A 23,694-nucleotide genomic window follows, 5' to 3' on the forward strand; every position below is an offset into this window, starting at 1 on the left:
AGGACAGGGCAATGCAAGAAATGAAAACTTTGACCGGTGGCCAGGCGCTGGTGCGCCTGCTCGCCAACTACGGCGTCGATACCGTGTTCGGCATTCCCGGCGTGCATACCCTGGAGCTCTATCGCGGCCTGCCGGGCAGCGGCATCCGCCATGTGCTGACCCGCCATGAACAGGGCGCCGGCTTCATGGCCGACGGCTACGCCAGGGTGAGCGGCAAGCCGGGGGTGTGTTTCCTGATCACCGGCCCCGGCGTGACCAACGCCGCGACGGCAATCGGCCAGGCCTACGCCGACTCGATTCCCATGCTGGTGATTTCCAGCGTCAACCACACGGCGAGCCTCGGCAAGGGCTGGGGTTGCCTGCACGAGACCCAGGACCAGCGCGCCATGACGGCGCCCATCACCGCCTTCTCCGCCGTGGCCCTGACTGCGGAAGACCTGCCCGAACTGGTGGCCCGCGCCTTCGCCGTGTTCGACAGCGAGCGGCCGCGGCCGGTGCACATCTCGGTGCCGCTGGACGTGCTGGCCGCGCCGGTGGCGCGTGACTGGAGCAATGAAGTAGTGCGCCGCCCGGGACGCGGCCTAGCGAACGCCGCAGCGCTGCAGCAGGCGGTAGCGAAACTGCAAGGCGCGCGCCGGCCGATGCTGATCGCCGGCGGCGGTGCCCTGCAGGCCGGTGCAGCCCTGCAGGCGCTCAGCGAGCGGCTGGCCGCGCCGCTTTTCACCAGCGTCGCCGGCAAGGGCCTGCTGCCGCCGGAGGCGCCGCTGAATGCGGGTTCGACGCTCTGCGTCGAGCCGGGCTGGCAGCTGATCGCGCAGGCCGATGTGGTACTCGCGGTCGGCACCGAAATGGCCGATACCGATTACTGGCGCGAGCGTCTGCCGCTCTCCGGCGAGCTGATCCGCATCGATATCGACCCGCGCAAGTTCAATGACTTCTATCCCTGCGCGGTGGCGCTGCACGGCGATGCCTGCGAGACCCTCGACGCCTTGCTGGCGCGCCTGCCGGCGCAGCAGCGTGATGCGACGGCCGCCGTGCAGGCGGTCGCCGCCCTGCGCGCGGCGATCAGGCAAGGCCATGCGCCGCTGCAAGCCATCCATCAGGCGATCCTCGAGCGCATCGCCGCCGTGCTGCCGGCGGACGCTTTCATCAGCACCGACATGACTCAACTGGCCTACACCGGCAATTACGCCTTCGCCAGCCGGGCCCCGCGCAGCTGGTTGCACCCGACCGGCTACGGCACCCTCGGCTACGGCCTGCCGGCCGGCATCGGCGCCAAGTTCGGCGCGCCCGCGCGGCCCGGCTTGGTGCTGGTGGGCGACGGCGGCTTCCTCTACACCGCACAGGAGCTGGCCACCGCGGTGGAGGAGCTGGACAGCCCGCTGGTGGTGCTGCTGTGGAACAACGATGCCCTGGGGCAGATCCGCGACGACATGCTCGGCCTGGATATCGAGCCGGTCGGCGTGCTGCCGCGCAACCCGGATTTCGCCGGCCTCGGCCGTGCCTTCGGCTGCACGGTGAAACAGCCGCAGAGCCTCGATGAACTGGAGGGCGATCTGCGTGCCGGCTTCGGCCATCCCGGCGTGACCCTAATCGAACTGAAACACGCCTGTGCCCGCTGACGGCGGGCCAAGGAGCTTCCCATGCGCTTTTCCGACCTGACCCAACGCATCGCCGGCGACGGCGCGGCGGCCTGGAACATCCACTACCGCGCCCTGGCTCGCCGGGAGCGGGGCGAAGACATCCTGCTGCTGTCGGTCGGCGACCCGGATTTCGACACCCCGGTGCCGATCGTCCAGGCCGCCATCGACAGCCTGCTGTCCGGCAACACCCATTACGCCGAGGTACGCGGCAAGCGCTCCTTGCGCGAGAGCATCGCCAAACGGCATCGGCAACGCAGCGGCCAGCGGGTCGACGCCGAGCAGGTGGTGGTGCTGGCCGGCGCCCAGTGCGCGCTGTTCAGCGTCGCGCAATGCGTGCTCAGCCCCGGCGATGAAGTGATAGTCGCCGAGCCGATGTACGTCACCTACGAGGCGGTGTTCGGCGCCTGCGGCGCCACTGTGATTCCGGTGCCGGTGCGCTCGGAAAACGGCTTCCGCGTGCAGCCCGAGGATGTCGTCGCGCGCATCACCCCGCGCACCCGCGCCCTGGCTTTGAACAGCCCGCACAACCCATCCGGCGCCAGCCTGCCGCGTGAAACCTGGGAGGCGCTGGCCGAACTGTGCATTCGCCACGACCTCTGGCTGATTTCCGACGAGGTCTACAGCGAACTGCTGTTCGACGGCGAGCACATCAGCCCGGCCAGCCTGCCGGGCATGGCCGAGCGCACCGCGACCCTCAACAGCCTGTCGAAGTCCCACGCCATGACCGGCTGGCGGGTCGGCTGGGTGGTGGCGCCGCCGGCGCTGGCCGAGCATCTGGGCAACCTCGCGCTGTGCATGCTCTATGGTTCGCCGGACTTCATCCAGGATGCCGCCTGCGTGGCGCTGGAGGCGCAATTGCCGGAACTGGAGGCGATGCGCGAGGCCTATCGCCAGCGTCGCGACCTGGTCTGCGCCAGCCTCGCCGACTGCCCCGGCCTGCGTGCGCTGAAGCCCGATGGCGGGATGTTCGTGATGGTCGATATCCGCCCCACCGGGCTTTCCGCCCAGGACTTCGCCGACCGCCTGCTGGATCTTTACGGGGTTTCCGTGCTCGCCGGCGAGGCCTTCGGCCCCAGTGCCGCCGGGCATATCCGCCTGGGCCTGGTGCTTGGCAGCGCGCCGCTGCAGGAAGCCTGCCGGCGCATCGCCCGCTGTGCCGCGGAGCTGGTGCAGGAGAAGCGCTATGCGTAAACACCGGACACTCTTCATCGACGGTGCCTGGGTCGCTCCCTCCGGCCAGGGCTTGGCCGAGGTGCTCAACCCGGCCACGGAACAGGTCATCGGCCAGGTGCCGCTGGGCGACGAGCGCGATGTCGAGCGCGCGGTCGCCGCCGCGCGGCGGGCCTTCCCCGCCTGGGCGCGTACCCCGGCGAGCGTGCGCGCCGGCTATATCCGCGCCTTGGCCGAACAGCTGAAGGCGCGGGCGGAGGAGATGGCCGGCGTGATCACCGCCGAGCTGGGCATGCCGGTGCAATGGTGCCGGGCGGTCCAGGTCGAGGGGCCGCTCGAGGGGCTGGAGAGCTACGTCGAGATCGCCGCGCTGATGGACCAGGTGCGCGAGGTCGGCAACTCGCTGGTCATCCGCGAGCCGGTCGGCGTCTGTGCCTTCATCAATCCGTGGAATTACCCGCTGCATCAGTTGCTCGGCAAGCTGGCGCCGGCCCTGGCCGCCGGTTGCACTGTGGTGGTCAAGCCGAGCCAGGAGACCCCGCTGCATGCCTTCCTGCTGGCCGAGATGATCGCGGCCAGCGGCCTGCCGGCGGGGGTGTTCAATCTGGTCAGCGGGCCGGGTTCGAAGGTCGGCGAGGCGCTGGCCAAGCACCCGGACGTGGACATGGTTTCGTTCACCGGCTCCACCGGCGCCGGCGTGCGCGTGGCGCAGGCGGCGGCGCCATCGGTGAAGCGCGTGTGCCTGGAGCTGGGCGGCAAGTCGCCGCTGCTGATTGGTGAAGACGCCGACCTGGCGGCCGCGGTGCGCCACGGCGTGCAGGACGTGATGATCAACTCCGGGCAGACCTGCACGGCGCTGACCCGCATGCTGCTGCCGGCCAGCCGCTACGCCGAGGCGCTGGAGCTGGCCCGCGCGGAAACTGAAAGCCTGCGCATCGGCGATCCGCTCGACCCGCAGAGCTTCCTCGGCCCCATGTGCTCGGCCGCCCAGCGCCGCACGGTGCGCGACTACATCCGGCTCGGCCAGGAGGAGGGCGCACGCCTGCTCTGCGGCGGTGCCGAGGCGCCAAGCGAATTCGAGCGCGGTTACTACGTGAAGCCGACGCTGTTCGCCGACGTCGACAACCGCATGCGCATCGCCCAGGAGGAAATCTTCGGCCCGGTGCTCTGCCTGATCCCCTACGCCGACGAGGAGGAGGCCGTGCGCCTGGCCAACGACTCGCCGTTCGGCCTGTCCAGCGCGGTCTGGGCCGGCACTCCCGAGCGCGCCCTGACGCTGGCGCGGCAACTGCGCGCCGGGCAGTGCTTCGTCAACGGTGGCGCCTTCAACTACCGCGCGCCGTTCGGCGGCTACAAGCAGTCGGGCAACGGCCGCGAGTGGGGCGAGGAGGGGCTCGGCGAGTTCGTCGAGTACAAGGCCATCCAGCTTTAGCCAGCAGAACACCCTGAACATTCCAAGGAACATCCATGAACGTATTGATAGTGCATGCCCACCCGGAACCCCAGTCGTTCACCGCGGCCCTGCGCGACCTGGCCGTCGAGACGCTGCGGGGCCAGGGGCATCAGGTGCAGGTCTCCGACCTGTACGCGATGAACTGGAATCCGGTGGCCAGCGCCGACGACTTCGCCGCCCGCGAGAACCCGGACTACCTGGTCTACGCCCTGGAGCAGCGCGAAGGGGCGAAGAACCAGAGCATCGCCGCGGATATCCAGCAGGAGCTGGACAAGCTGCTCTGGGCCGATCTGCTGATCCTGAATTTCCCGATCTACTGGTTCTCCGCGCCGGCCATCCTCAAGGGCTGGATCGATCGGGTGCTGGTCTCCGGCATCTGCTACGGCGGCAAGCGTTTCTATGACCAGGGTGGTTTGCGCGGCAAGCAGGCGCTGGTCTCGCTGACCCTCGGCGGGCGCGAGCACATGTTCGGCGAGGGGGCCATTCACGGGCCGCTGGAAGACATGCTGCGGCCCATCCTGCGCGGCACCCTGGCCTATGTCGGCATGGAGGTGCTGCCACCCTTCGTCGCCTGGCATGTGCCCTATATCAGCGCCGAGGCGCGCGAGGACTTCCTGCGTGCCTATCAAGCGCGGCTGGAAACTCTCGGCCAGGACCAGCCGCTGCAGTTCCCGCGCCTGGAGCAGTTCGACGACAGGCTCTATCCGCTGAACCGCAACGCCTGATCCGCTCGTGAGGGCGGCGGCAACCTTCCTAGGCTTTGCCGCCCGCCTTGCCAGGGGGCGGAAAAACCTTGCCGCTTGCGCTGGTCCTGTCGCCATTCACGATTACAAGCTATTGAATATAAAGTAAAAAATAATATGGCACGGCCTTTGCTGAAGATCTGGTAAGCAAACCAGTAACGCCACTGGCAAAGGTTCCGCGACCATGAGCATCAGTTTCGACAAAGCCCTCGGCATCCATGAAAAGGCACTCGGCTTCCGCGCCCAGCGCGCCGAGGTGCTGGCCAACAACATCGCCAATGCCGACACGCCGAACTACAAGGCGCGTGATCTGGATTTCGCCTCGGTCCTCGCCGAGCAGAGCGAAAAGGCTCAGCGCGGCACCTTTCAAATGAATCGCACCGACAGCCGCCACATCGTCGCGCAAGGCCTCGGCATGGCTGACGCCGCGCTGCAGTACCGCACCCCGATGCAGGCGTCGATCGACCAGAACACCGTCGACCCGCAGCTGGAGCAATCCAACTACGCGGAGAACTCGGTGCAGTTCCAGGCCAGCTTCACCCTGCTCAACAGCAAGTTCAAAGGGCTGATCGGCGCCCTGCGCGGCGAATAACGGAGACTTCTGCCATGTCACTAGCCAGTGTGTTCAACATCGCCGGAACCGGCATGAGTGCTCAGACCACCCGCCTGAACACCATCTCCAGCAACATCGCCAACGCCGAGAGCGTGTCTTCCAGCGTCGATCAGACCTACCGCGCCCGCCATCCGGTGTTCGCCACCATGCTGCAGAGCTCTCTGAGCGCCAGCGGCGACCGTGGTTCGCTGTTCGCCGACGAGGATCAGTCCGGCGCCGGCGTGCAGGTGCTTGGCGTGGTCGAGGATCAGAGCAGCTTGACGCCGCGCTACGAGCCGAACCATCCGGCCGCCGACGAGAACGGCTATGTCTACTACCCGAACGTCAACGTCATGGAGGAAATGGCCGACATGATCTCCGCCAGCCGCGCCTTCCAGACCAACACCGAAATGATGAACACCGCCAAGCAGATGATGCAGAAGGTTCTGACCCTGGGTCAGTAAGGCGCACGAGGGATAAGCATGAGCACGAATAGCGTAGGCGGTGTCGGCACTTCGGCGCTGGACCAGTACCAGATCAAGTCGGAAACCAAGAGCAAGGAACTCGGCAAGAACGAGTTCCTCAACCTGCTGGTGGCCCAACTGAACAACCAGAACCCGCTGGAGCCGCAGGGCAATGGCGAGTTCATCGCCCAGCTGGCGCAGTTCAGCCAGGTCGAAGGGGTCGAGAAGCTCAACGACAGCATGAGTTCGCTGCTCTCCGGCTATCAGTCGTCGCAGGCGCTGCAGGCCTCTTCGCTGGTGGGGCGCAAGGTGATAGTGCCGAGCGAGACGGCGGTGGTGGATACCAGCGAAACCTTCAAGGCCAGCGCGGTTCTGCCGACCAGCAGCAGCAACGTCTACGTCAACATCTATGACAGCGCCGGCAGCGTGGTGAACCGCGTCAACCTCGGTGAGCAGGCGGCCGGCAATGTCAGCTTCATGTGGGACGGCAAGGATTCGAGCGGCAATCTGTTGCCGCCCGGCACTTACAAATTCGAGGCGCAGGCGGTCTACGGCGCGGAAACCAAGGGTCTGTACACCATGCTGCCGGCCAACGTCGACAGCGTCACCCTCGGCCAGAACGGCGGCGAGCTGATGCTCAACCTGGCCGGTATCGGCAGCGTCGGCCTGTCCCAGGTTCAGGTCATCGGTCAGTAACTCACAGATCAGCGTTTTGCAGCTGCAGTCGCCGGAGCAACCGGCCAAGGAGTCTTGAATGGCGTTCAATATCGGTCTTAGCGGTTTGCGGGCAGCCACCAGTGACCTCAACGTCACCGGCAACAACATCGCCAACGCCGGCACGGCGGGCTTCAAACAGTCGCGCGCGGAATTCGCCGACGTCTATGCCGCCTCGGTGCTCGGCACCGGCTCCAATCCGCAGGGCAGTGGGGTGCTGCTGGCCAACGTGTCGCAGCTGTTCAATCAGGGCAACATCAACTACACCCAGAACGCCCTGGATCTGGCGATCAACGGCAATGGCTTCTTCGTCACCAGCAACAACGGCGATGTCGGCTACACCCGGGCCGGTTACTTCGGCACCGACCGCGACGGTTATGTGGTCAACAATTTCGGCTATCGCCTGCAGGGCAACACCGTGGACGCCAATGGCAATATCCAGAGCGGGGTGGTCGGCGATCTGCAGATCGAAACCGCCAGTCAGGCGCCCAAGGCCAGCTCCAAGCTGGAGCAGAATTTCAACCTGAACTCGGCGCTGACTACGCCGACCACCTGGCAGGCGGCCTATGATGCCGCCTACAACACTGCCATCGCCGGTGGCGCCACTCCTGCTGCCGCCACTACTGCTGGTCAGGTTGCCGGCAGCGCGACCTTCAACCCCACCGACCCGACGACTTACAACTCCTCGACCTCGGTGAATATCTACGATTCCCAGGGCAACGCCCATGTGTTCACCCAGTACTTCGTCAAGACCGGGGCGAACTCCTGGCAGATGAATACCTTGGTCGACGGGCGTAATCCGAACAACCCGAGCCTGACCACCCCGGCGACGGCGACCCTCAGCTTCAATGCTGCGGGGCAGCTGGATACCACCGCGCTGGCGGCCTCGACGCCGAGCGGTTTCAGCGTCAGCCCGGATGGCATCCTCAATCTGAACGGCTGGGTGCCGGCCATGTCGGACGGCGGCACGCCACCGCTGTGGTCGGCCAATGGCGCCACCGCCAACGCGACCGGCATCGACATCGACCTGCGCAGCTCCAGTCAGTTCGCCAGCGCCTTCGCGGTCAACAGCGTGAGCCAGGACGGCTACACCACCGGCCAGCTGTCGGGTCTGGAAATCGATGACACCGGGGTGATCTTCGCGCGCTACACCAACGGCCAGTCCAAAATGCAAGGGCAGATCGTGCTGGCCAACTTCGCCAACGTGCAGGGACTGACGCCGGTGGGCAAGACCGGCTGGGTGCAGTCGTTCCAGTCCGGCGAGCCGGTGATCGGCACGCCGCGCACCGGCACCATGGGCGCGCTGCAGGCCGGCGCCTTGGAAGACTCCAACGTCGAGCTGTCGGACCAGTTGGTCAACCTGATCGTCGCCCAGCGCAACTACCAGGCCAACGCCAAGACCATCGAGACCGAGAGCGCGATTACCCAGACCATCATCAATCTGAGGTAACGGACAGGGACAGCCGAGGCTAGGCCGATAGTCACCCCTCTACCGTTTACGGGAGAGGGGCCGGGGGAGAGGGTGTTTCGCTGATCGGGTTTTCCCTCTCCCCAACCCTCTCCCATAAATGGGCGAGGGGGCGGTCCGCGCCAGGCTGAGCGCTCGCGTCGCTGCTCGATCTGCCATTGCCGCAAGCGGCAAACTCCCGCCGCCGGTTTCTCAGCAAGGCCCCGTAAGGGGCCTTTTGTTTTTTAAAAATCCTTTTATATCAATTGCTTGAAAATAATCTCCGAGGCTGGCACAGGCCTTGCTGTATCCCTGCCAACAGAGCAGCGGGCGGCAAGCCCACCTCGGAGACAACCATGGACAAGATGCTTTACGTCGCCATGAGCGGAGCCAGCCAGAACACCCTGGCCCAGCGCGCGCATGCCAACAACCTGGCGAACATCTCCACCAATGGCTTTCGCCGCGACTTCGAGCAGGCGCGTTCGATGCAGGTGTTTGGCGACAGCTTTCCGGCGCGGGTCTACGCCATGAGCGAGCGTCCCGGCACCGACTTCACCCAAGGCACCCTGCAGGAAACCGGCAACGGCATGGATGTCGCCATCGATGGTGACGGCTGGCTGGCGGTGCAGGCGCCGGATGGCGGTGAAGCCTATGTGCGCACCGCCAGCCTGAAGATTGACGCCCTAGGCCAGCTGCGCACCGGCAATGGCATGCAGGTCATGGGCAATGGCGGGCCGATCGCCGTGCCGCCGGAGCAGAAGGTCGAGATCGGTAAGGACGGCACCATCACCATCCGCGCCCTCGGCGAAGCCCCCAACGTGATCGCCGAAGTCGACCGCCTCAAGCTGGTCAATCCGGACCTCAAGCAGATGGAGAAGGGCGCCGACGGCCTGATCCGCTTCAAGGGCCAGGGCACCGTAGCCGCCGACAACACCGTGCAGGTGACCTCCGGTTTTCTGGAGACCAGCAACGTCAATGCCGTCGAGGAGATGACCGCGATCCTCTCCCTGTCCCGCCAATTCGAGCTGCAAGTGAAGATGATGCGTACCGCCGAGGACGATGCCTCGGCCATGGCGCGGGTCTTGCAGCTTAGCTAATCACCAGCAGGTGGCGCCATGAAACCGGCGCCCGAGGAGAACCAACATGCTTCCGGCTCTGTGGGTCAGTAAAACCGGTCTGTCCGCCCAGGACATGAACCTGACCACCATTTCCAACAACCTGGCGAACGTTTCGACCACCGGGTTCAAGCGCGATCGCGCCGAGTTCGAAGACCTGCTGTACCAGATCCGTCGCCAGCCCGGCGGCCAGACCAGCCAGGACAGCCAGCTGCCGTCCGGTCTGCAACTGGGCACCGGGGTGCGCATCGTCGGCACCCAGAAGGTGTTCACCGCCGGCAGCCTGCAGACCACCGAGCAGCCTCTGGACATGGCCATCAACGGCCGCGGTTTCTTCCAGATCCTGCAGCCCGACGGCAGCGTCGCCTACACCCGCGACGGCAGCTTCCACCTGAACTCCGACGGCCAGTTGGTGACCGCCAACGGCTATCCGCTGGAGCCGGCCATCACCCTGCCCAACGAGGTGAAATCCTTCACCGTCGGCGAAGACGGCACCGTCTCGGTGACCACCAACGGCGATCCGCAGCCGCAGATCCTCGGCAATATCCAGACCGCCGACTTCATCAACCCGGCCGGCCTGGAAGCCATCGGCGGCAACCTGTTCATGGAAACCGCCGCCAGCGGCGCGCCGCAGGTCGGCACGCCGGGCCTGACCGGGCTGGGCACCGTGCAGCAGAACACCCTGGAGAATTCCAACGTCAGCGTGGTCGAGGAACTGGTGAACATGATCACCACCCAGCGCGCCTACGAGATGAACTCCAAGGTGATCTCCACCGCCGACCAGATGCTCGGCTTCGTTGCGCAGAATCTTTGATCGCAACCCGTAGGGTGGGTTAGCCGCGTAGCGGCGTAATCCGCCTGTGACGGTGGATTACGCTTCGCTAATCCACCCTACGTAACGAGAAACACCGAGAGGTAGTAGTGATGAATCGTGTTGCCCTTCTCCCGCTGCTTGGCGTCGTGCTCCTCGCCGGCTGCGTGGCGCCGCCGCCGAAGGCCAACGATCCCTACTACGCGCCGGTGTTGCCGCGCACCCCGTTGCCCGCCGCGCAGAACAACGGCGCCATCTATCAGGCCGGGTTCGACAACAACCTGTACGGCGACCGCAAGGCCTACCGGGTCGGTGACATCATCACCATCACCCTCAACGAGAGGACCCAGGCCAGCAAGAACGCCAACTCGCAACTGCAGAAGGACAGCAACGCCAACATCGGCCTGACCTCGCTGTTCGGCGTCACGCCATCGACCAACAACCCGCTCGGCGGCGGCTCGCTGGATCTCAGCGCCGAGTACAGCGCCGAGCGCGACACCAAGGGCGACGCCAAGGCCGGGCAGAGCAACAGCCTGTCCGGCTCGATCACCGTCACCGTCTCGGAAGTGCTGCCCAACGGCATCCTCGCCGTGCGCGGCGAGAAGTGGATGACCCTGAACACCGGCGACGAGCTGGTGCGCATCGCCGGCCTGGTGCGCGCCGACGACATCGCCACCGACAACAGCGTGCCCTCGACCCGCGTGGCCGACGCGCGCATCACCTATTCCGGCACCGGTGCCTTCGCCGACGCCAGCCAGCCGGGCTGGTTCGACCGCTTCTTCATGAGCCCGCTGTTCCCGTTCTGATGAGACCGACCATGAAGCGACTGATTTCCGCCCTCTGCCTGCTGCTCGTCGCCGGCACCGTCCAGGCCGAGCGCCTCAAAGACCTGGCCAGCATCCAGGGCGTGCGCAGCAACCAGCTGATCGGCTACGGCCTGGTGGTCGGCCTCAACGGCAGCGGCGACCAGACCACGCAGACGCCGTTCACCCTGCAGACCTTCAACAACATGCTGGCGCAGTTCGGCATCAAGGTGCCGGCCAGCGTCGGCAACGTGCAGCTGAAGAACGTCGCGGCGGTATCCATCCATGCCGACCTGCCGCCGTTCGCCAAACCGGGGCAGACCATCGACATCACCGTGTCGTCGATCGGCAACGCCAAGAGCCTGCGCGGCGGCAGCCTGCTGATGGCGCCGCTGAAGGGCATCGACGGCAACGTCTACGCCGTGGCCCAGGGCAATCTGGTGGTCGGCGGTTTCGACGCCGAGGGCAGCGACGGTTCGAAGATCACCGTCAACGTGCCGTCGAGCGGGCGCATTCCCGCCGGCGCCACGGTCGAGCGCCCGGTGCCGAGCGGTTTCGATCAGGGCAACAGCCTGACCCTCAACCTCAACCGCCCGGACTTCACCACCGCGAAGAACATCGTCGACCACATCAACCAGCTGCTCGGCCCTGGCGTGGCCCAGGCCATCGACGGCGGCTCGGTGCGGATTAGTGCGCCGCTCGACCCGAACCAGCGCGTCGACTACCTGTCGGTGCTGGAGAACCTGGAAATCGAAGCCGGCCAGGCGGTGGCCAAGGTCATCATCAATTCGCGCACCGGCACCATCGTCATCGGCCAGAACGTCCGTGTGCAGCCGGCCGCCGTGACCCACGGCAGCCTCACCGTGAGCATCACCGAAGACCCGATCGTCAGCCAGCCGAATGCCTTCTCCGGCGGCCAGACCGCCGTGGTGCCGCGCTCCAAGGTCGATGCCGCGCAGGAAACCAAGCCGATGTTCAAGTTCGGGCCGGGCACCACGCTCGACGAGATCGTGCGCGCGGTGAATCAGGTCGGCGCTTCGCCTTCCGACCTGATGGCCATCCTCGAGGCGCTCAAGCAGGCCGGCGCGTTGCAGGCCGAGCTGATCGTGATTTAAGGAGGTAGGGGCGTGCCTTCTGTTATTTCCCCGATTGCGTTGCTGCCTGAAAGCGGGCCAGGCAAGGCGCCGGTCGCAGGCAATGGTTGTTCCATTGCCAAGGGCGGCAACGCCGCATGGCCCGCTTTCAAGCGCAACCCGAAGGGCCGGGCCTGCTTTTGCGCAGTGCTGCGTTATTCGTCGTTCGTTTGGAATGACCAAACTTCTCTCCTCATGCCTTGCCCTGCGCAAAAGCAGGCTCCGGCGCAACGGGGAAATAACAGAAGGCACGCCCCATAATGGACACCACTCGACTCGGTGGCATCGGCGCGCAGCCCGACAGCGGCGCCTACACCGACCTCAATCGCCTCAACCAATTCAAGGTCGGTGGCGACAGCGAAGGCAACATCCGCAAGGTGGCGCAGGAATTCGAATCGCTGTTCCTCAACCAGATGTTGAAGGCCATGCGTTCGGCGAACGAGGTGTTCGCCGAAGGCAACTTCATGAACAGCAACGAAAGCAAGATGTACCAGGACATGTACGACCAACAGCTGGCCGTCAGCATGTCCAAGGACAAGGGCGTAGGTCTGGCCGACGTGCTGGTGCGCCAGCTGTCGCAGATCAAGAAGGGCAGCTCGCGGCCAAACCCGTTCGCGCAGACTGGTGCCGCCGATGCGGTGGCCGCGACCGCTAAGAGCGGCAAGAGCTTGCCGGCGGTCGACAGCGCGCGCGACGACTCCAAGCTGATCAACCAGCGGCGCCTGGCCTTGCCGGGCAAGCTCACCGACCGCCTGTTGGCCGGCATCGTGCCGTCCGCCACGCCGGCCGATGGCCAGCCGCTGGCGCAACACGACTGGATTCCGGCACAGGTCTACCCGGCGCCGGAATCCAAGGTCGGCGAGACCCAGGCGGTCGACACCTTCAAAGGCCGCCGTCTGGCCCAGCCGCCGCTGGCGCCGGGCAAGGCGGCGTTCAGTTCGCCGGCAGAGTTCGTTGCCACCATGTTGCCGATGGCCCAGGCAGCGGCCGACAAGATCGGCCTCGATCCGCGCTATTTAGTAGCCCAGGCCGCGCTGGAAACCGGCTGGGGCAAGTCGATCATCCGCCAGCAAGACGGCTCCAGCAGTCACAACCTGTTCGGCATCAAGGCGCATGGCTGGGATGGCGAGTCGGCGCGGGTGCTGACCACCGAATACAAGGGCGGCAAGGCGGTGAAAGAGTCGGCCGAGTTCCGCGCCTACGGTTCCTTCCAGCAGAGCTTCCACGACTACGTGAACTTTCTGCAGAACAACGGCCGCTACGACGAGGCGCTGGACGCCACCGCCAACCCGCTGCAGTTCGTCAAGGAGCTGCAGCAAGCCGGCTACGCCAGCGATCCGCAATACGCCCGCAAGGTCGCGCAGATCGCCCGGCAGATGCAGACCTACCAGACCATCGCCGCCGCCGGCGCCGTGCCGAATAGCTGATGAGAGTCGCCCATGGCTGATCTACTGAACATCGGATTGTCGGGCCTGTCGGTCAGCAAGACCCAGCTGAGCGTCACCGGCCACAACATCACCAACGTCAACACCCCCGGCTACACCCGCCAGGATGCCGCCCAGGCCACCCGCGTGCCGCAGTTCAGCGGCGCCGGCTACATCGGCTCGGGCACCACGCTGACGGAAATCCGCCGCAGCTACAGCGAGTTCCTCACCACCCAGTTGCGCAGCAGCACCGCGCTGAGCAGCGACGTGGCCGCCTACAAGAGCCAGATCGATCAGCTCGACTCGCTGCTGGCCGGCGCCACCACGGGCATCACGCCGGCGATGCAGAAGTTCTTCTCGGCGCTGCAGACCGCCGCCGAGGACCCGGCGAACATTCCCGCGCGGCAGCTGGTGCTGTCCGAGGCGGAAGGCTTGGCGCGCCGCTTCAATACCGTCTACGACCGTCTCAACGAGCAGAACAGCTTCAGCAACAAGCAGATGAGCGTGGTCGGCGAGCAGGTCAACCGCCTGGCCGGCTCGATCGCCAGCCTGAACAACGCCATCGCCATCGCCGGCTCCAACGGCAAGGAACCCAACGACCTGCTGGATGCCCGCGACGAGGCGATCCGCCAGCTGTCGACCTATATCGGCGTGACAGTAACGCCTCAGGACGACGGTTCGCAGAACGTCTTCATCGGCTCCGGCCAGCCGCTGGTGGTCGGCGGCAGCGCCAACCGCCTGGAAGTGGTGCCGGGGGAGGGCGATCCGAACCGCTTCGAGGTGCAGTTCGTCAGCGGCGGCTCGCGGCAGACCATCACCAGCCAGATCAGCGGCGGGGAGCTGGGCGGCATCATCCGCTATCGCGGCGAAGTGCTCGACAGCACCATGAACTCGCTTGGACGCCTGGCGCTGGCGGTCAGCGATCAGGTCAATAGTCAACTGGGCCAGGGGCTCGACCTCAAGGGTCAGGTCGGCACCGCACTGTTCGGTGATTACAACGATGCGGGGTTGGCGCAGCTGCGCGTGCAAAGCTTTGCCGGCAACACCGGCACGGCGGTGCCGCAGTTGAACATCAGCGACACCAGCAAGCTGACCGCCAGCGATTACCGCCTGGAGTACGACGGTAGCCAGTACATCGCCCGCCGGCTGAGCGACAACGCGACCATGCAAGTGAGCGGGACCGGCACCGCGGCGGACCCGCTGCGCCTGAGCGACGGCTCCGGCCTCGACCAAGGCTTCGAGCTGGTGCTGAACGGCGCGCCGGCGAGCGGCGACAAATTCCTCCTGCAACCGACCCGACGCGGCGCCAGCACTATCTCGGCGGTGCTGGACCAGCCGGACCAATTGGCCTTCGCCGCGCCGGTGCGCTCGGAGGCCAATCTGCAGAATCGCGGCACCGGTAGCATCGGGCAGCCGGACCTACAGGCCAACGGCAGCGCGCTGAGTCTCACCGCGCTCAAGGGTGCTCTGAATCCGCCCGTGGTGCTGACCTATGACGCCGCCGCTGGCGATTTCACGGCCCCGGCCGGGACCACGCTGACGCGCATCAATCCGGCCGATGGCTTGCCGGCCACGCCGACGGCGTTCCAGGCCGGTCAAGAGAACACCTATGAGCTGCAACTGGCGGATGGCAGCGTGCTGCGCATGACGCTCAGTGGCCGTCCGCAAAACGGCGACACCTTCAGCGTGGCCTTCAACGACAAGGGTGTGTCGGACAACCGCAACGCGCTGAAACTGGCGGATCTGCAATCCAAGGCCACCATCGGCGTCGACCCGAACGCGCCAGGCACCACCGGGGTGACCTTCTCCGACGGCTATGGCGATCTGGTCGAGCGCGTCGGCACCCTGACCGCCCAGGCCCGCCAGGACAGCGACGCCACTACGGCGATCCTCAAGCAGGCCACCGACAACCGCGATTCGCTGTCGGGCGTCAATCTGGATGAAGAAGCGGCCAACCTGATCAAGTTCGAGCAGTACTACAACGCCTCGGCCCAGATCGTTCAAGTTGCCCGCTCCTTGTTCGATACCCTGATCAACACGTTCCGCTAATAGGCCCCGTCATGCGCATCTCTACCCTTCAAGCGTTCAACAACGGCGTATCGGGCCTGCAGCGCAACTATGCCAACGCGACCCGCACCCAGGAGCAAATCAGCACCGGCAACCGCATCCTCACGCCGGCGGACGACCCGGTTGCCTCCGTGCGCCTCTTGCAACTGGAGCAGCAGCAGAGCGTGCTCGGCCAATACAACGCCAACCTGACGGCGGCGAAGAACAGCCTGAGCCAGGAAGAAGTCACGCTCAATTCGGTCAACACCGTGCTGCAGCGCGTGCGCGAGTTGACCGTGCAGGCCGGCAACGGCGCCTTGAGCCAGGCAGACCGGCAATCCATCGCCGCCGAACTGGGCGAGCGCGAGGATGAGCTGCTGGGCCTGATGAATACCCGCAATGCGCGCGGCGAATACCTGTTCTCTGGCTTCCAGGGCAAGACCCAGCCGTTCGTCCGCAACCCCGACGGTAGCTACCAGTACATGGGTGATGATGGCCAACGCAAATTGCAGGTCGCCAGCTCGCTGCAACTACCGATCAGCGATAACGGCCGTGCGGTGTTCGAGAATGCCCAGAATTCTGGGCGCTTGAGCGTAGGCGGTACCCCGGCGGGGACCATCAGCGGGGCGCTGGTCGACGACGAGGTGTCGTTTGCCAATTTTCCGCAGTACGGTGTGCAAATCGATATCGACGCGGCCGATCCGAGAGGCTACACGATTAGCAAGATCATCACGCCAGCCGATCCTACCGCCACACCACCGACGCCAGCGGTGTTGGATGCAGGCAGCGCGGTCACTGGTCAGTTGAGCCAGGACAAGGACACTCTGCTGCACTACAACGGCACGGCCTTCTATGTGAACGGCGTTCCGCCTGCCGGTTCGAGCTTTACCATTCTTGGGCCGGACGGTGACCCGGCTACGCCCGTGCCGCCATTGACGGCGCCGGACAACAAGGTCGGCATCCTCAATACCATTGCCACCTTGCGCAAGGCGCTCGAGGATGGCGAGGACTCCCCGCAGGGTAACCGTGATGTGCGCGATGCCGTGGCGCTGGGGCTGACCAATCTCGATAACGGCATGGGCGCGGTCGACCAGGCCCGCGGCCAGATCGGCTCGCGCCTGAACGTGGTGGACTCGACCTTGGCCGATAACGAAGACGTGACCCTGGTGAACAAGTCGGTGCAGGCCGACCTGCGCGAACTGGACTACGCCGAGGCGCTGTCGCGACTGTCCTTCCAGCAGATCATCCTGCAGGCGGCGCAACAAAGTTACGTGAAGATCAGCGGCCTGAATCTTTTCAATCAGTTGCGCTAAGCCTGTGAGTCGTCCGTAGGGGCGGCAAGAGCCCCATGCGGGGCTTGGTGGGTTACGCCGATGTAGGAGCGAATTTATTCGCGATGGCAATGACACGGTATTGCCCAGGTTCGCGGATAAATCCGCTCCTACAGAAGCAAAGCCGCGCCGAAAACTCGACCAATCATGGCTTTATGCTGCCTTTTATTCACAACTTTCTGTTTTATAACAATAAAAAAAATAACAGGAGAATCTGAAAAAAACCTAAAGCTCCCCCCGCAAGCGCCGATATAAATCACGAATGCGAACTTTAAGGGTGCCTGGGCACTGCCCGCCCAAGGTCGCAAGCTCAGGCAAATACGCTAGTCCTCGGAGGACACCATCATGGCCTTGACCGTCAATACCAACGTCGCTTCCCTCAACGCCCAGCGCAACCTCAACGGCTCGTCCAAGGCGCTGGATACTTCCCTGCAGCGCCTGTCCACCGGTTCGCGCATCAACAGCGCCAAGGACGACGCCGCCGGCCTGCAGATCTCCAACCGTATGACCAGCCAGGTCAACGGCCTGGGCGTGGCGGTGCGTAACGCCAACGACGGCATCTCCATGGCGCAGACCGCGGAAGGCGCCCTGCAGCAGTCCACCAACATCCTGCAGCGCATGCGCGATCTGGCGCTGCAATCCGCCAACGGTTCCAACGGTTCATCCGAGCGTAACGCGCTGCAATCCGAAGTGACTCAGCTGCAGTCCGAACTGACCCGTATCGGCGATACCACCCGCTTCGGCAGCCAAAAACTGCTGGATGGCAGCTTCGGCACCAAGTCCTTCCAGGTCGGCGCCCAGGCCAACGAAACCATCAATGTCGCTGTGGCCGATGCTCGTAGCTCGGCGTTGGGCAGCAACGTGCTGACAGCGGATGGCACAGTGACCGGTAATGTGCTCGTCAGCGCCACTGCTTACAGCACAGGTAACGGAGTTGCCGTTGAAGCCGATCTTGCGATCACTACAAGTGCGGGGACTGCATCGAACATTAACTATGCTGCGAACGCTGGAGCTGACACTATTGCTTCCGCCATTAACACCGCTGCCGGTGGCATTGGCGTTACCGCTACCGCCACTAACAGCACGACACTGAGCGGTCTGTCGGCGGCCGGTACCGTGTCTTTCAATTTGAATGGTTCGGCCATCAGTGCCAGTGTTACTAACGCTTCGGACCTCACTGCGCTGCAATCGGCCATCAACGGTGTATCCGGTAGTACCGGGATTACCGCCAGCTTTACCACTACCGGCGCTAAAGACTCCCTGACCCTATCGACCACTGATGGTCGCAATATCCGACTGGGTACCTTCGACAACACTGCTGGTGCCGCTGGCGATACGGTTTTGTTTGGTGGCAGTATGCTGACTGATGGCGCCGCAGCCACTGCCAACGCCGTAAAAACCGGCACCGTCGAACTGAGCAGCTCCAAGGGGCAGATCTCCACCGCAACTGCTAATGCCGATGTGTTTGCTGCTGCAGGCACCAACAACAGCTCCTTCAGCTCGATATCCAACGTCAACATCGCCACCCAGGGCGGCGCCCAAAGCGCCATCTCGGTGATCGATGCGGCCATCGGCCAGGTCGACAGCCAGCGTGCCGACCTGGGTGCGATCCAGAACCGCTTCGAGAACACCATCTCCAACCTGCAGAACATCTCGGAGAACGTCTCTGCTGCCCGTGGCCGTATCCAGGACACCGACTTCGCCGCCGAAACCGCCAACATGACCAAGAACCAGGTGCTGCAGCAGGCCGGTACCGCGATCCTGGCCCAGGCCAACCAGCTGCCGCAGGCGGTGCTCAGCCTCCTGCGTTAAGCCAAGGCGGCTCTGCGTAACCACTGCGGGGGGAAGTGCTTGGCGCTTCCCCCCGTCTTGCCATGTGAGGTGAGGTGATGGACGTTAATGCTTTGAATGCCCTGTCCCAGACAGGGGCGGTAGTCCGTCAGCCGAGGGGCGTGGATGCTGATCGGTCGGCCTCGAGCCAACCCGTCACCGCGACTCAGGTCGAGGCATATCAAACGGGTAGGGCGGAACCGAAACAGGATGCGCAGCCGGTCGAGTCGGCCTTGTCGAGCATCCAGGACTTCGTGCAGAACATTCAGCGCAACCTGAATTTCACCCTGGACGATTCCACCGGTCGGGTGGTGGTCAAGGTGACGGACACCGCCTCCGGTGAGGTCATTCGGCAGATTCCTTCCGAAGAGGTGCTGAAGCTGGCCGAGAGCCTTTCCGAGGCGCGCAGCCTATTGTTTCAGGCGCAAGCCTGAAAGCTGGCATGGGATTTGTTTGTTTAGAGGGATTCAGTGCGCAAGCGCCAAACCCTTGACGAGGTGGTGAGATGGCAGGAATTTCAGGACTGGGCTCGGGTATCGATATCAACAGTATCGTCTCGGCCCTGGTGAATGCCGACCGGGCTCCCAAGGACGCCCAGCTGGCCCGTCTGGAAAAGGCCACCACGACCAAGTTCTCCGCCTTGGGGCAGCTCAAGGGCAGTCTCAGTGATTTCCAGACCGCGCTGAAGGATCTCAACAAGACTTCATTGTTCGAGAATCGCTCGGCCACGTCTTCCGACACCAGTCTGCTCACGGCTACGGCGAGCACGGCTGCGTTGGCCGGCAGCTACAGCCTCAAGGTCAGCCAGCTGGCAGGCGGCAGCAAGGTGGCCAGCGCCGCCCTGGCCAGCGACTTCACCGTACCCCCTAACGCCGATGCCGATGGCATTGCTGGAACCCTGACGGTCAAGGTCGGCGCCGCCGATCCCGGCACCCAGGTCGAGATCGCCGAAGGCGCCACCCTGGCCCAGGTGCGCGATGCGCTCAACACCAAGCTCAAGGATCAGGGGGTGACCGCCAACTTGGTGACCAACCCGAGCGACGGCAAGACGCGTCTGGTGCTGAGCTCCAGCAAGAGCGGTGCCGGCAACGACGTGCAGCTCACTAGCGCCGATCCCGATCTGGCGGCGCTGACTATCGGCAGCGGTACCCTGGACAGCGCCAATGCCGCCAGCAGCGGGGTGATCGAGGCTGCGCGCAACGCCAAATTCAGCATCGACGGCCTGGCTCTGGAAAGCGCGAGCAACAGCGTGACGGGTGCCATTCCCGAGGTCACCCTCGAACTCAAGGCCGCCAATGCCGACAAGGCCCTGACCCTCACCGTCGATCAAGACAAGAGTGGGGTCAAGGCCAACATCAAGAAGTTCGTCGATGCCTACAACAAGCTGGTCAGTACCACCAACCAGCTGACTACCGTGGTCGCCGTGGGCGACGGCAAGGCGCCGGTGGTGGGTGGCTTGGTTGGCGACGCGACGGTGCGTACCCTGCTCGGCGGGATTCGCAACGAGCTGGTCGCACCGGCCGACCAAGCCGGTGTGCGCGTCCTTGCCGACCTGGGAATCTCTACCCAGAAGGACGGCACCCTGAAGATCGATGACACCAAGCTGGACAAGGCGTTGAAGGAGAATTTCGACGCAGTTGCCGGCTTCTTCACCGGCGACCAAGGGTTGATGAATCGCCTGAATAACAGGGTCGATGGCTATATCCAGACCGGCGGCATCCTGCAGCAGCGCATGGACGGGCTACAGAGCACCCTTAAATCGGTGGACAAGCAGAAAGAGGCCCTGGAATTGCGCGTGGCGCAGGTGCAGCAGCGTTTGTTCAAGCAATTCAATGCAATGGATTCACTGGTGGGTAGTCTCAATCAAACTGCTGACCGCCTGACTCAGGCACTCAGCAGCTTGCCCGGCGTCGTGCCGCAGGATTAAGTAGCCGTGGCCAACCCCATCGATACCTACAAGCAGGTCACCTCCAGCCAGGAGGTAAGCCCTTACCATGCCGTGCAACTGCTGTTGCTGGGCGCATTGGAGCGGTTGTCCCTGGCCCGCCTGGCCATGCAGGACGGCAAACCAGAAGTGCGTGGTGTGGCGGTCGGCTCCACCCTCAGCATCCTCGGCGCGCTGCAGGAGAGCCTGGATCCGGAGCTGGGCGGCGAGATCGCCGAAAACCTCGACGCGCTCTACGACTACATGACCCGCCGTCTGGCCGGTGTGGCGCTGGACGATACGCCGCGCCGCCTGGATGAGGTCGAGGCCTTGCTGCTGCAGATCAAGCAAGCCTGGGATGGCATCGGCCCGGAAACCGCCAAGATAGAGGCGAAATCCCGCTAAAGCTTTGATTCGCTGAGCCGATACTTTGAGTATCAAGTCAGCGAACAAGGCAAACGACATGAACGCGATGGCAGCTCTGCGTCAGTACCAGACCGTCAATACCCAGGCCCAGGCCGTGGATGCCAGCCCGCATCGGTTGATCCAGATGCTGATGGAGGGTGGTTTGACCCGCATGGCCCAGGCGCGTGGCGCTCTCGAGCGTGGTCAGGTGGCGCTGAAAGGCGAGCTGATCGGCAAGGCGATCGCCATTGTCGGTGGGCTGCGCGAAGGGCTAAACCTGGAAGCGGGTGGCGAATTGGCGCTGAACCTCGATCGTCTGTACGACTATATGACCACCCGGCTGCTTGAGGCCAATAGGGAAAATGACCCGGCCAAACTCGACGAGGTTGCGGGTTTGCTGCGTAACATCAAATCAGGCTGGGACGAGATTGCGCCGCAGGTGTAATCCCGAGGAGAGGATTCATGAGTTCATCTGTGCAATTTCTTGAAGAGACGGGGAGCGCTTTGCGCAGTGCCCTGGCCAGCCAGGATTGGACCGCGATCGGCGCGCTGGACCTGCAATGCCGCCAGGCAGTGGAGGAGGCCATGGTCGAGCCTGCGCGTGACGAAACGCTGCTGCGCGCGCGGATGCAGGAGTTGCTCGATCTTTATCGTCAGTTAGTGACAGTCTGCCAGCACGAGCAGCAGCGTCTGGCGGGTGAATTGATCCAGCTTAACCAGTCGCAGCAGGGCGCCAAGGTCTATCAGTTGTTTGGTTGAGGCCCCTGCCGCACTTCGGCAATGCCTTCACCGATCCTCTCAGGCTAGCCATTCCCTTCGGCTATGCCTAACCCCGCGAACTAATTCACAGTTCTGAAATTGCGCATCGGGGAAATCAAAAAAATCACGCCATAAAATTGACTATTGCCGTTTTTTTGACTTTAATAGTGGCTAAATGCCGGCGAGTTCGCGATATTTTTATGGCGCCTGCTCTTCCTTCCAGCCCACCAGACAGATCAAAAAAAGATGTGGCGTGAAACCAAAATTCTGCTGATCGATGACAACAGTGAGCGCCGCCGGGATTTGGCGGTCATCCTGAATTTCCTTGGGGAAGAACACATTGCTTGTGCTAGCGGAACTTGGCGGGGGGCTGTCGAGCCGCTGTCCAGCACCCGCGATGTCCTCTGTGTGTTGCTGGGCGATGTCGAGAGCAAGGGTGGGGCGCTGGAGCTGCTCAAGCAGTTGACCGGCTGGGATGAGCTGGTGCCCTTGTTGTTGATCGGTGAGCCGGTGCCCGCCGATTGGTCGGAAGATCTGCGCCGCCGCGTGCTGGCCAGTCTGGAAATGCCGCCCAGCTACAACAAACTGCTCGATTCGCTGCATCGCGCCCAGGTCTATCGGGAAATCTACGATCAGGCCCGTGATCGCGGCCGCCAGCGCGAGCCCAATCTGTTCCGCAGCCTGGTGGGCACCAGTCGTGCCATCCAGCAAGTGCGGCAGATGATGCAGCAGGTCGCCGATACCGAAGCCAGCGTGCTGATTCTCGGGGAGTCGGGCACTGGCAAGGAAGTGGTGGCGCGCAACCTGCACTATCACTCCAGGCGCCGCGAGGCGCCGTTCGTGCCGGTCAACTGTGGCGCCATTCCGGCCGAGTTGCTGGAGAGCGAGCTGTTCGGCCATGAGAAGGGTGCCTTCACCGGGGCCATCACCAGCCGCGCGGGGCGTTTCGAGCTGGCCAACGGCGGTACGCTGTTCCTCGACGAGATCGGCGACATGCCGCTACCGATGCAGGTCAAGCTGCTGCGAGTCCTGCAGGAGCGCACCTTCGAGCGCGTCGGCAGCAACAAGACGCAATCTGCCGATGTACGCATCATCGCCGCCACCCACAAGAACCTCGAGCAGATGATCGAGGCGGCCACCTTCCGCGAGGACCTGTATTACCGCCTCAATGTGTTCCCCATCGAGATGGCGCCGCTGCGCGAGCGGGTGGAGGACATTCCGCTGTTGCTCAATGAGCTGATCTCGCGCATGGAAGTGGAGAAGCGTGGCTCGATCCGCTTCAACTCCGCGGCAATCATGTCGCTCTGCCGGCATGATTGGGCGGGCAACGTCCGCGAGCTGGCCAACCTGGTGGAGCGCATGGCGATCATGCACCCCTACGGGGTGATCGGCGTGAGCGAGCTGCCGAAGAAGTTCCGCCATGTCGACGAAGAAGATGAGCAACTCGCCAACACCCTGCGCGATGAGTTGGAGGAGCGCGCGGCGATCGTCTCCGGTCTGCCTGGGATGAGTGTGTCGACGTTGTTGCCGGTGGAAGGGCTCGACCTCAAGGACTACCTCGGCAACCTCGAGCAAGGCTTGATCCAGCAGGCGCTGGATGACGCCAGTGGCGTGGTGGCGCGCGCCGCCGAGCGTTTGCGGATCCGCCGCACCACCCTGGTGGAGAAGATGCGCAAGTACGGCATGAATCGCCGCGACGAGGAAGTCGAGCAGGATTGATCCTCTACCTGGCTCCCGTTCGCGGGAGCCAGGCGGCTGACGGTTGTCGGCCAGTCCCCCGCAGAACCCCGCCAAGATAAGCCGAATATTTGACGCTTATTTGCTAAGTAACTGATAAATAACTAAATAATTTTAGGCACGGCGATTGCTATACCTCTGTCGACTGAC

At 64.1% G+C, this 23,694-nt stretch carries 22 protein-coding genes; all 22 read left to right on the forward strand.

Annotated elements, in window-relative coordinates; translation table 11 throughout:
* Positions 1-11 precede the first annotated feature (11 nt).
* The 22 genes from D3880_RS08970 (at position 12) to D3880_RS09080 (ending at position 23,526) form a co-directional block, all read left to right on the forward strand.
* Entirely contained in the window at positions 12-1,622 is a 1,611-nt protein-coding gene (locus D3880_RS08970) for a 5-guanidino-2-oxopentanoate decarboxylase (RefSeq protein WP_119893122.1), read from the forward strand.
* A gap of 21 nt (positions 1,623-1,643) precedes the next feature.
* Positions 1,644-2,834, forward strand: coding sequence for a pyridoxal phosphate-dependent aminotransferase (locus D3880_RS08975; RefSeq protein ID WP_119893123.1), 1,191 nt, complete (start codon positions 1,644-1,646; stop codon positions 2,832-2,834).
* On the forward strand, positions 2,827-4,245 hold the full coding sequence (locus D3880_RS08980) for an aldehyde dehydrogenase family protein (RefSeq protein WP_119893124.1): 1,419 nt from the start codon (positions 2,827-2,829) through the stop codon (positions 4,243-4,245). Before D3880_RS08975 ends, D3880_RS08980 begins: the two co-directional genes overlap by 8 nt.
* A 35-nt stretch (positions 4,246-4,280) precedes the next feature.
* Positions 4,281-4,991, forward strand: a complete 711-nt coding sequence (locus D3880_RS08985) for an NAD(P)H-dependent oxidoreductase (protein WP_119893125.1) — start codon at positions 4,281-4,283, stop codon at positions 4,989-4,991.
* Between the two features lie 202 nt (positions 4,992-5,193).
* Positions 5,194-5,601, forward strand: a complete 408-nt coding sequence (flgB, locus tag D3880_RS08990) for a flagellar basal body rod protein FlgB (protein WP_119893126.1) — start codon at positions 5,194-5,196, stop codon at positions 5,599-5,601.
* A gap of 14 nt (positions 5,602-5,615) precedes the next feature.
* Positions 5,616-6,065, forward strand: coding sequence for a flagellar basal body rod protein FlgC (gene flgC / locus D3880_RS08995; protein ID WP_119893127.1), 450 nt, complete (start codon positions 5,616-5,618; stop codon positions 6,063-6,065).
* Positions 6,066-6,083: 18 nt separating this feature from the next.
* Entirely contained in the window at positions 6,084-6,761 is a 678-nt protein-coding gene (flgD, locus tag D3880_RS09000; protein ID WP_119893128.1) for a flagellar hook assembly protein FlgD, read from the forward strand.
* A 58-nt stretch (positions 6,762-6,819) separates the two neighbouring features.
* Positions 6,820-8,229 carry a flagellar hook protein FlgE gene (locus D3880_RS09005; RefSeq protein WP_119893129.1) on the forward strand — a complete coding sequence of 470 codons (1,410 nt, stop codon included), beginning with the start codon at positions 6,820-6,822 and terminating at the stop codon, positions 8,227-8,229.
* Positions 8,230-8,582: 353 nt separating this feature from the next.
* A complete protein-coding gene (flgF, locus tag D3880_RS09010) occupies positions 8,583-9,323 on the forward strand; it encodes a flagellar basal-body rod protein FlgF (RefSeq protein WP_119893130.1) in 741 nt (246 codons plus the stop codon).
* Positions 9,324-9,369: 46 nt separating this feature from the next.
* Complete coding sequence (flgG, locus tag D3880_RS09015) at positions 9,370-10,155, forward strand: flagellar basal-body rod protein FlgG (protein WP_119893131.1); 786 nt, start codon at positions 9,370-9,372, stop codon at positions 10,153-10,155.
* A 110-nt stretch (positions 10,156-10,265) separates the two neighbouring features.
* Positions 10,266-10,958, forward strand: coding sequence for a flagellar basal body L-ring protein FlgH (flgH, locus tag D3880_RS09020; RefSeq protein ID WP_119893132.1), 693 nt, complete (start codon positions 10,266-10,268; stop codon positions 10,956-10,958).
* Between the two features lie 11 nt (positions 10,959-10,969).
* A complete protein-coding gene (locus D3880_RS09025) occupies positions 10,970-12,070 on the forward strand; it encodes a flagellar basal body P-ring protein FlgI (protein ID WP_119893133.1) in 1,101 nt (366 codons plus the stop codon).
* Positions 12,071-12,348: 278 nt separating this feature from the next.
* The gene (flgJ, locus tag D3880_RS09035; RefSeq protein WP_119893134.1) at positions 12,349-13,515 is read left to right on the forward strand and encodes a flagellar assembly peptidoglycan hydrolase FlgJ; all 1,167 of its coding nucleotides are present in this window, start codon (positions 12,349-12,351) and stop codon (positions 13,513-13,515) included.
* A gap of 12 nt (positions 13,516-13,527) precedes the next feature.
* Positions 13,528-15,561: a flagellar hook-associated protein FlgK gene (gene flgK, locus D3880_RS09040; protein ID WP_119893135.1), complete on the forward strand. Its 2,034-nt coding sequence runs from the start codon at positions 13,528-13,530 to the stop codon at positions 15,559-15,561.
* A gap of 11 nt (positions 15,562-15,572) precedes the next feature.
* Positions 15,573-16,871: a flagellar hook-associated protein FlgL gene (flgL, locus tag D3880_RS09045; protein WP_119893136.1), complete on the forward strand. Its 1,299-nt coding sequence runs from the start codon at positions 15,573-15,575 to the stop codon at positions 16,869-16,871.
* Positions 16,872-17,234: 363 nt separating this feature from the next.
* Positions 17,235-18,701, forward strand: a complete 1,467-nt coding sequence (locus D3880_RS09050; protein ID WP_119893137.1) for a flagellin N-terminal helical domain-containing protein — start codon at positions 17,235-17,237, stop codon at positions 18,699-18,701.
* A 77-nt stretch (positions 18,702-18,778) separates the two neighbouring features.
* On the forward strand, positions 18,779-19,153 hold the full coding sequence (locus D3880_RS09055) for a flagellar protein FlaG (RefSeq protein ID WP_119893138.1): 375 nt from the start codon (positions 18,779-18,781) through the stop codon (positions 19,151-19,153).
* A 71-nt stretch (positions 19,154-19,224) separates the two neighbouring features.
* Positions 19,225-20,646, forward strand: a complete 1,422-nt coding sequence (fliD, locus tag D3880_RS09060; RefSeq protein WP_119893139.1) for a flagellar filament capping protein FliD — start codon at positions 19,225-19,227, stop codon at positions 20,644-20,646.
* A 6-nt stretch (positions 20,647-20,652) separates the two neighbouring features.
* On the forward strand, positions 20,653-21,048 hold the full coding sequence (gene fliS, locus D3880_RS09065) for a flagellar export chaperone FliS (RefSeq protein WP_119893140.1): 396 nt from the start codon (positions 20,653-20,655) through the stop codon (positions 21,046-21,048).
* Between the two features lie 58 nt (positions 21,049-21,106).
* Positions 21,107-21,493 (forward strand): flagellar export chaperone FliS, encoded by a 387-nt coding sequence (gene fliS / locus D3880_RS09070; RefSeq protein ID WP_119893141.1) that lies wholly within the window; start codon positions 21,107-21,109, stop codon positions 21,491-21,493.
* Between the two features lie 17 nt (positions 21,494-21,510).
* Positions 21,511-21,807 carry a flagellar protein FliT gene (locus tag D3880_RS09075; protein ID WP_119893142.1) on the forward strand — a complete coding sequence of 99 codons (297 nt, stop codon included), beginning with the start codon at positions 21,511-21,513 and terminating at the stop codon, positions 21,805-21,807.
* 246 nt (positions 21,808-22,053) lie between these two features.
* Positions 22,054-23,526, forward strand: a complete 1,473-nt coding sequence (locus D3880_RS09080) for a sigma-54 dependent transcriptional regulator (protein WP_119893143.1) — start codon at positions 22,054-22,056, stop codon at positions 23,524-23,526.
* Positions 23,527-23,694: the final 168 nt, after the last annotated feature.

It is taken from the genome of Pseudomonas cavernae, from assembly GCF_003595175.1.
In the GTDB taxonomy this organism is placed as follows: Bacteria; Pseudomonadota; Gammaproteobacteria; order Pseudomonadales; family Pseudomonadaceae; genus Aquipseudomonas; species Aquipseudomonas cavernae.

Bases quoted from the DNA above. Each gene is read 5' to 3' on its own strand.
- D3880_RS08970 (WP_119893122.1), top strand. From the start codon at position 12: ATGCAAGAAATGAAAACTTTGACCGGTGGCCAGGCGCTGGTGCGCCTG.
- D3880_RS08975 (WP_119893123.1), top strand. From the start codon at position 1,644: ATGCGCTTTTCCGACCTGACCCAACGCATCGCCGGCGACGGCGCGGCG.
- D3880_RS08980 (WP_119893124.1), top strand. From the start codon at position 2,827: ATGCGTAAACACCGGACACTCTTCATCGACGGTGCCTGGGTCGCTCCC.
- D3880_RS08985 (WP_119893125.1), top strand. From the start codon at position 4,281: ATGAACGTATTGATAGTGCATGCCCACCCGGAACCCCAGTCGTTCACC.
- flgB (WP_119893126.1), top strand. From the start codon at position 5,194: ATGAGCATCAGTTTCGACAAAGCCCTCGGCATCCATGAAAAGGCACTC.
- flgC (WP_119893127.1), top strand. From the start codon at position 5,616: ATGTCACTAGCCAGTGTGTTCAACATCGCCGGAACCGGCATGAGTGCT.
- flgD (WP_119893128.1), top strand. From the start codon at position 6,084: ATGAGCACGAATAGCGTAGGCGGTGTCGGCACTTCGGCGCTGGACCAG.
- D3880_RS09005 (WP_119893129.1), top strand. From the start codon at position 6,820: ATGGCGTTCAATATCGGTCTTAGCGGTTTGCGGGCAGCCACCAGTGAC.
- flgF (WP_119893130.1), top strand. From the start codon at position 8,583: ATGGACAAGATGCTTTACGTCGCCATGAGCGGAGCCAGCCAGAACACC.
- flgG (WP_119893131.1), top strand. From the start codon at position 9,370: ATGCTTCCGGCTCTGTGGGTCAGTAAAACCGGTCTGTCCGCCCAGGAC.
- flgH (WP_119893132.1), top strand. From the start codon at position 10,266: ATGAATCGTGTTGCCCTTCTCCCGCTGCTTGGCGTCGTGCTCCTCGCC.
- D3880_RS09025 (WP_119893133.1), top strand. From the start codon at position 10,970: ATGAAGCGACTGATTTCCGCCCTCTGCCTGCTGCTCGTCGCCGGCACC.
- flgJ (WP_119893134.1), top strand. From the start codon at position 12,349: ATGGACACCACTCGACTCGGTGGCATCGGCGCGCAGCCCGACAGCGGC.
- flgK (WP_119893135.1), top strand. From the start codon at position 13,528: ATGGCTGATCTACTGAACATCGGATTGTCGGGCCTGTCGGTCAGCAAG.
- flgL (WP_119893136.1), top strand. From the start codon at position 15,573: ATGCGCATCTCTACCCTTCAAGCGTTCAACAACGGCGTATCGGGCCTG.
- D3880_RS09050 (WP_119893137.1), top strand. From the start codon at position 17,235: ATGGCCTTGACCGTCAATACCAACGTCGCTTCCCTCAACGCCCAGCGC.
- D3880_RS09055 (WP_119893138.1), top strand. From the start codon at position 18,779: ATGGACGTTAATGCTTTGAATGCCCTGTCCCAGACAGGGGCGGTAGTC.
- fliD (WP_119893139.1), top strand. From the start codon at position 19,225: ATGGCAGGAATTTCAGGACTGGGCTCGGGTATCGATATCAACAGTATC.
- fliS (WP_119893141.1), top strand. From the start codon at position 21,107: ATGAACGCGATGGCAGCTCTGCGTCAGTACCAGACCGTCAATACCCAG.
- D3880_RS09075 (WP_119893142.1), top strand. From the start codon at position 21,511: ATGAGTTCATCTGTGCAATTTCTTGAAGAGACGGGGAGCGCTTTGCGC.
- D3880_RS09080 (WP_119893143.1), top strand. From the start codon at position 22,054: ATGTGGCGTGAAACCAAAATTCTGCTGATCGATGACAACAGTGAGCGC.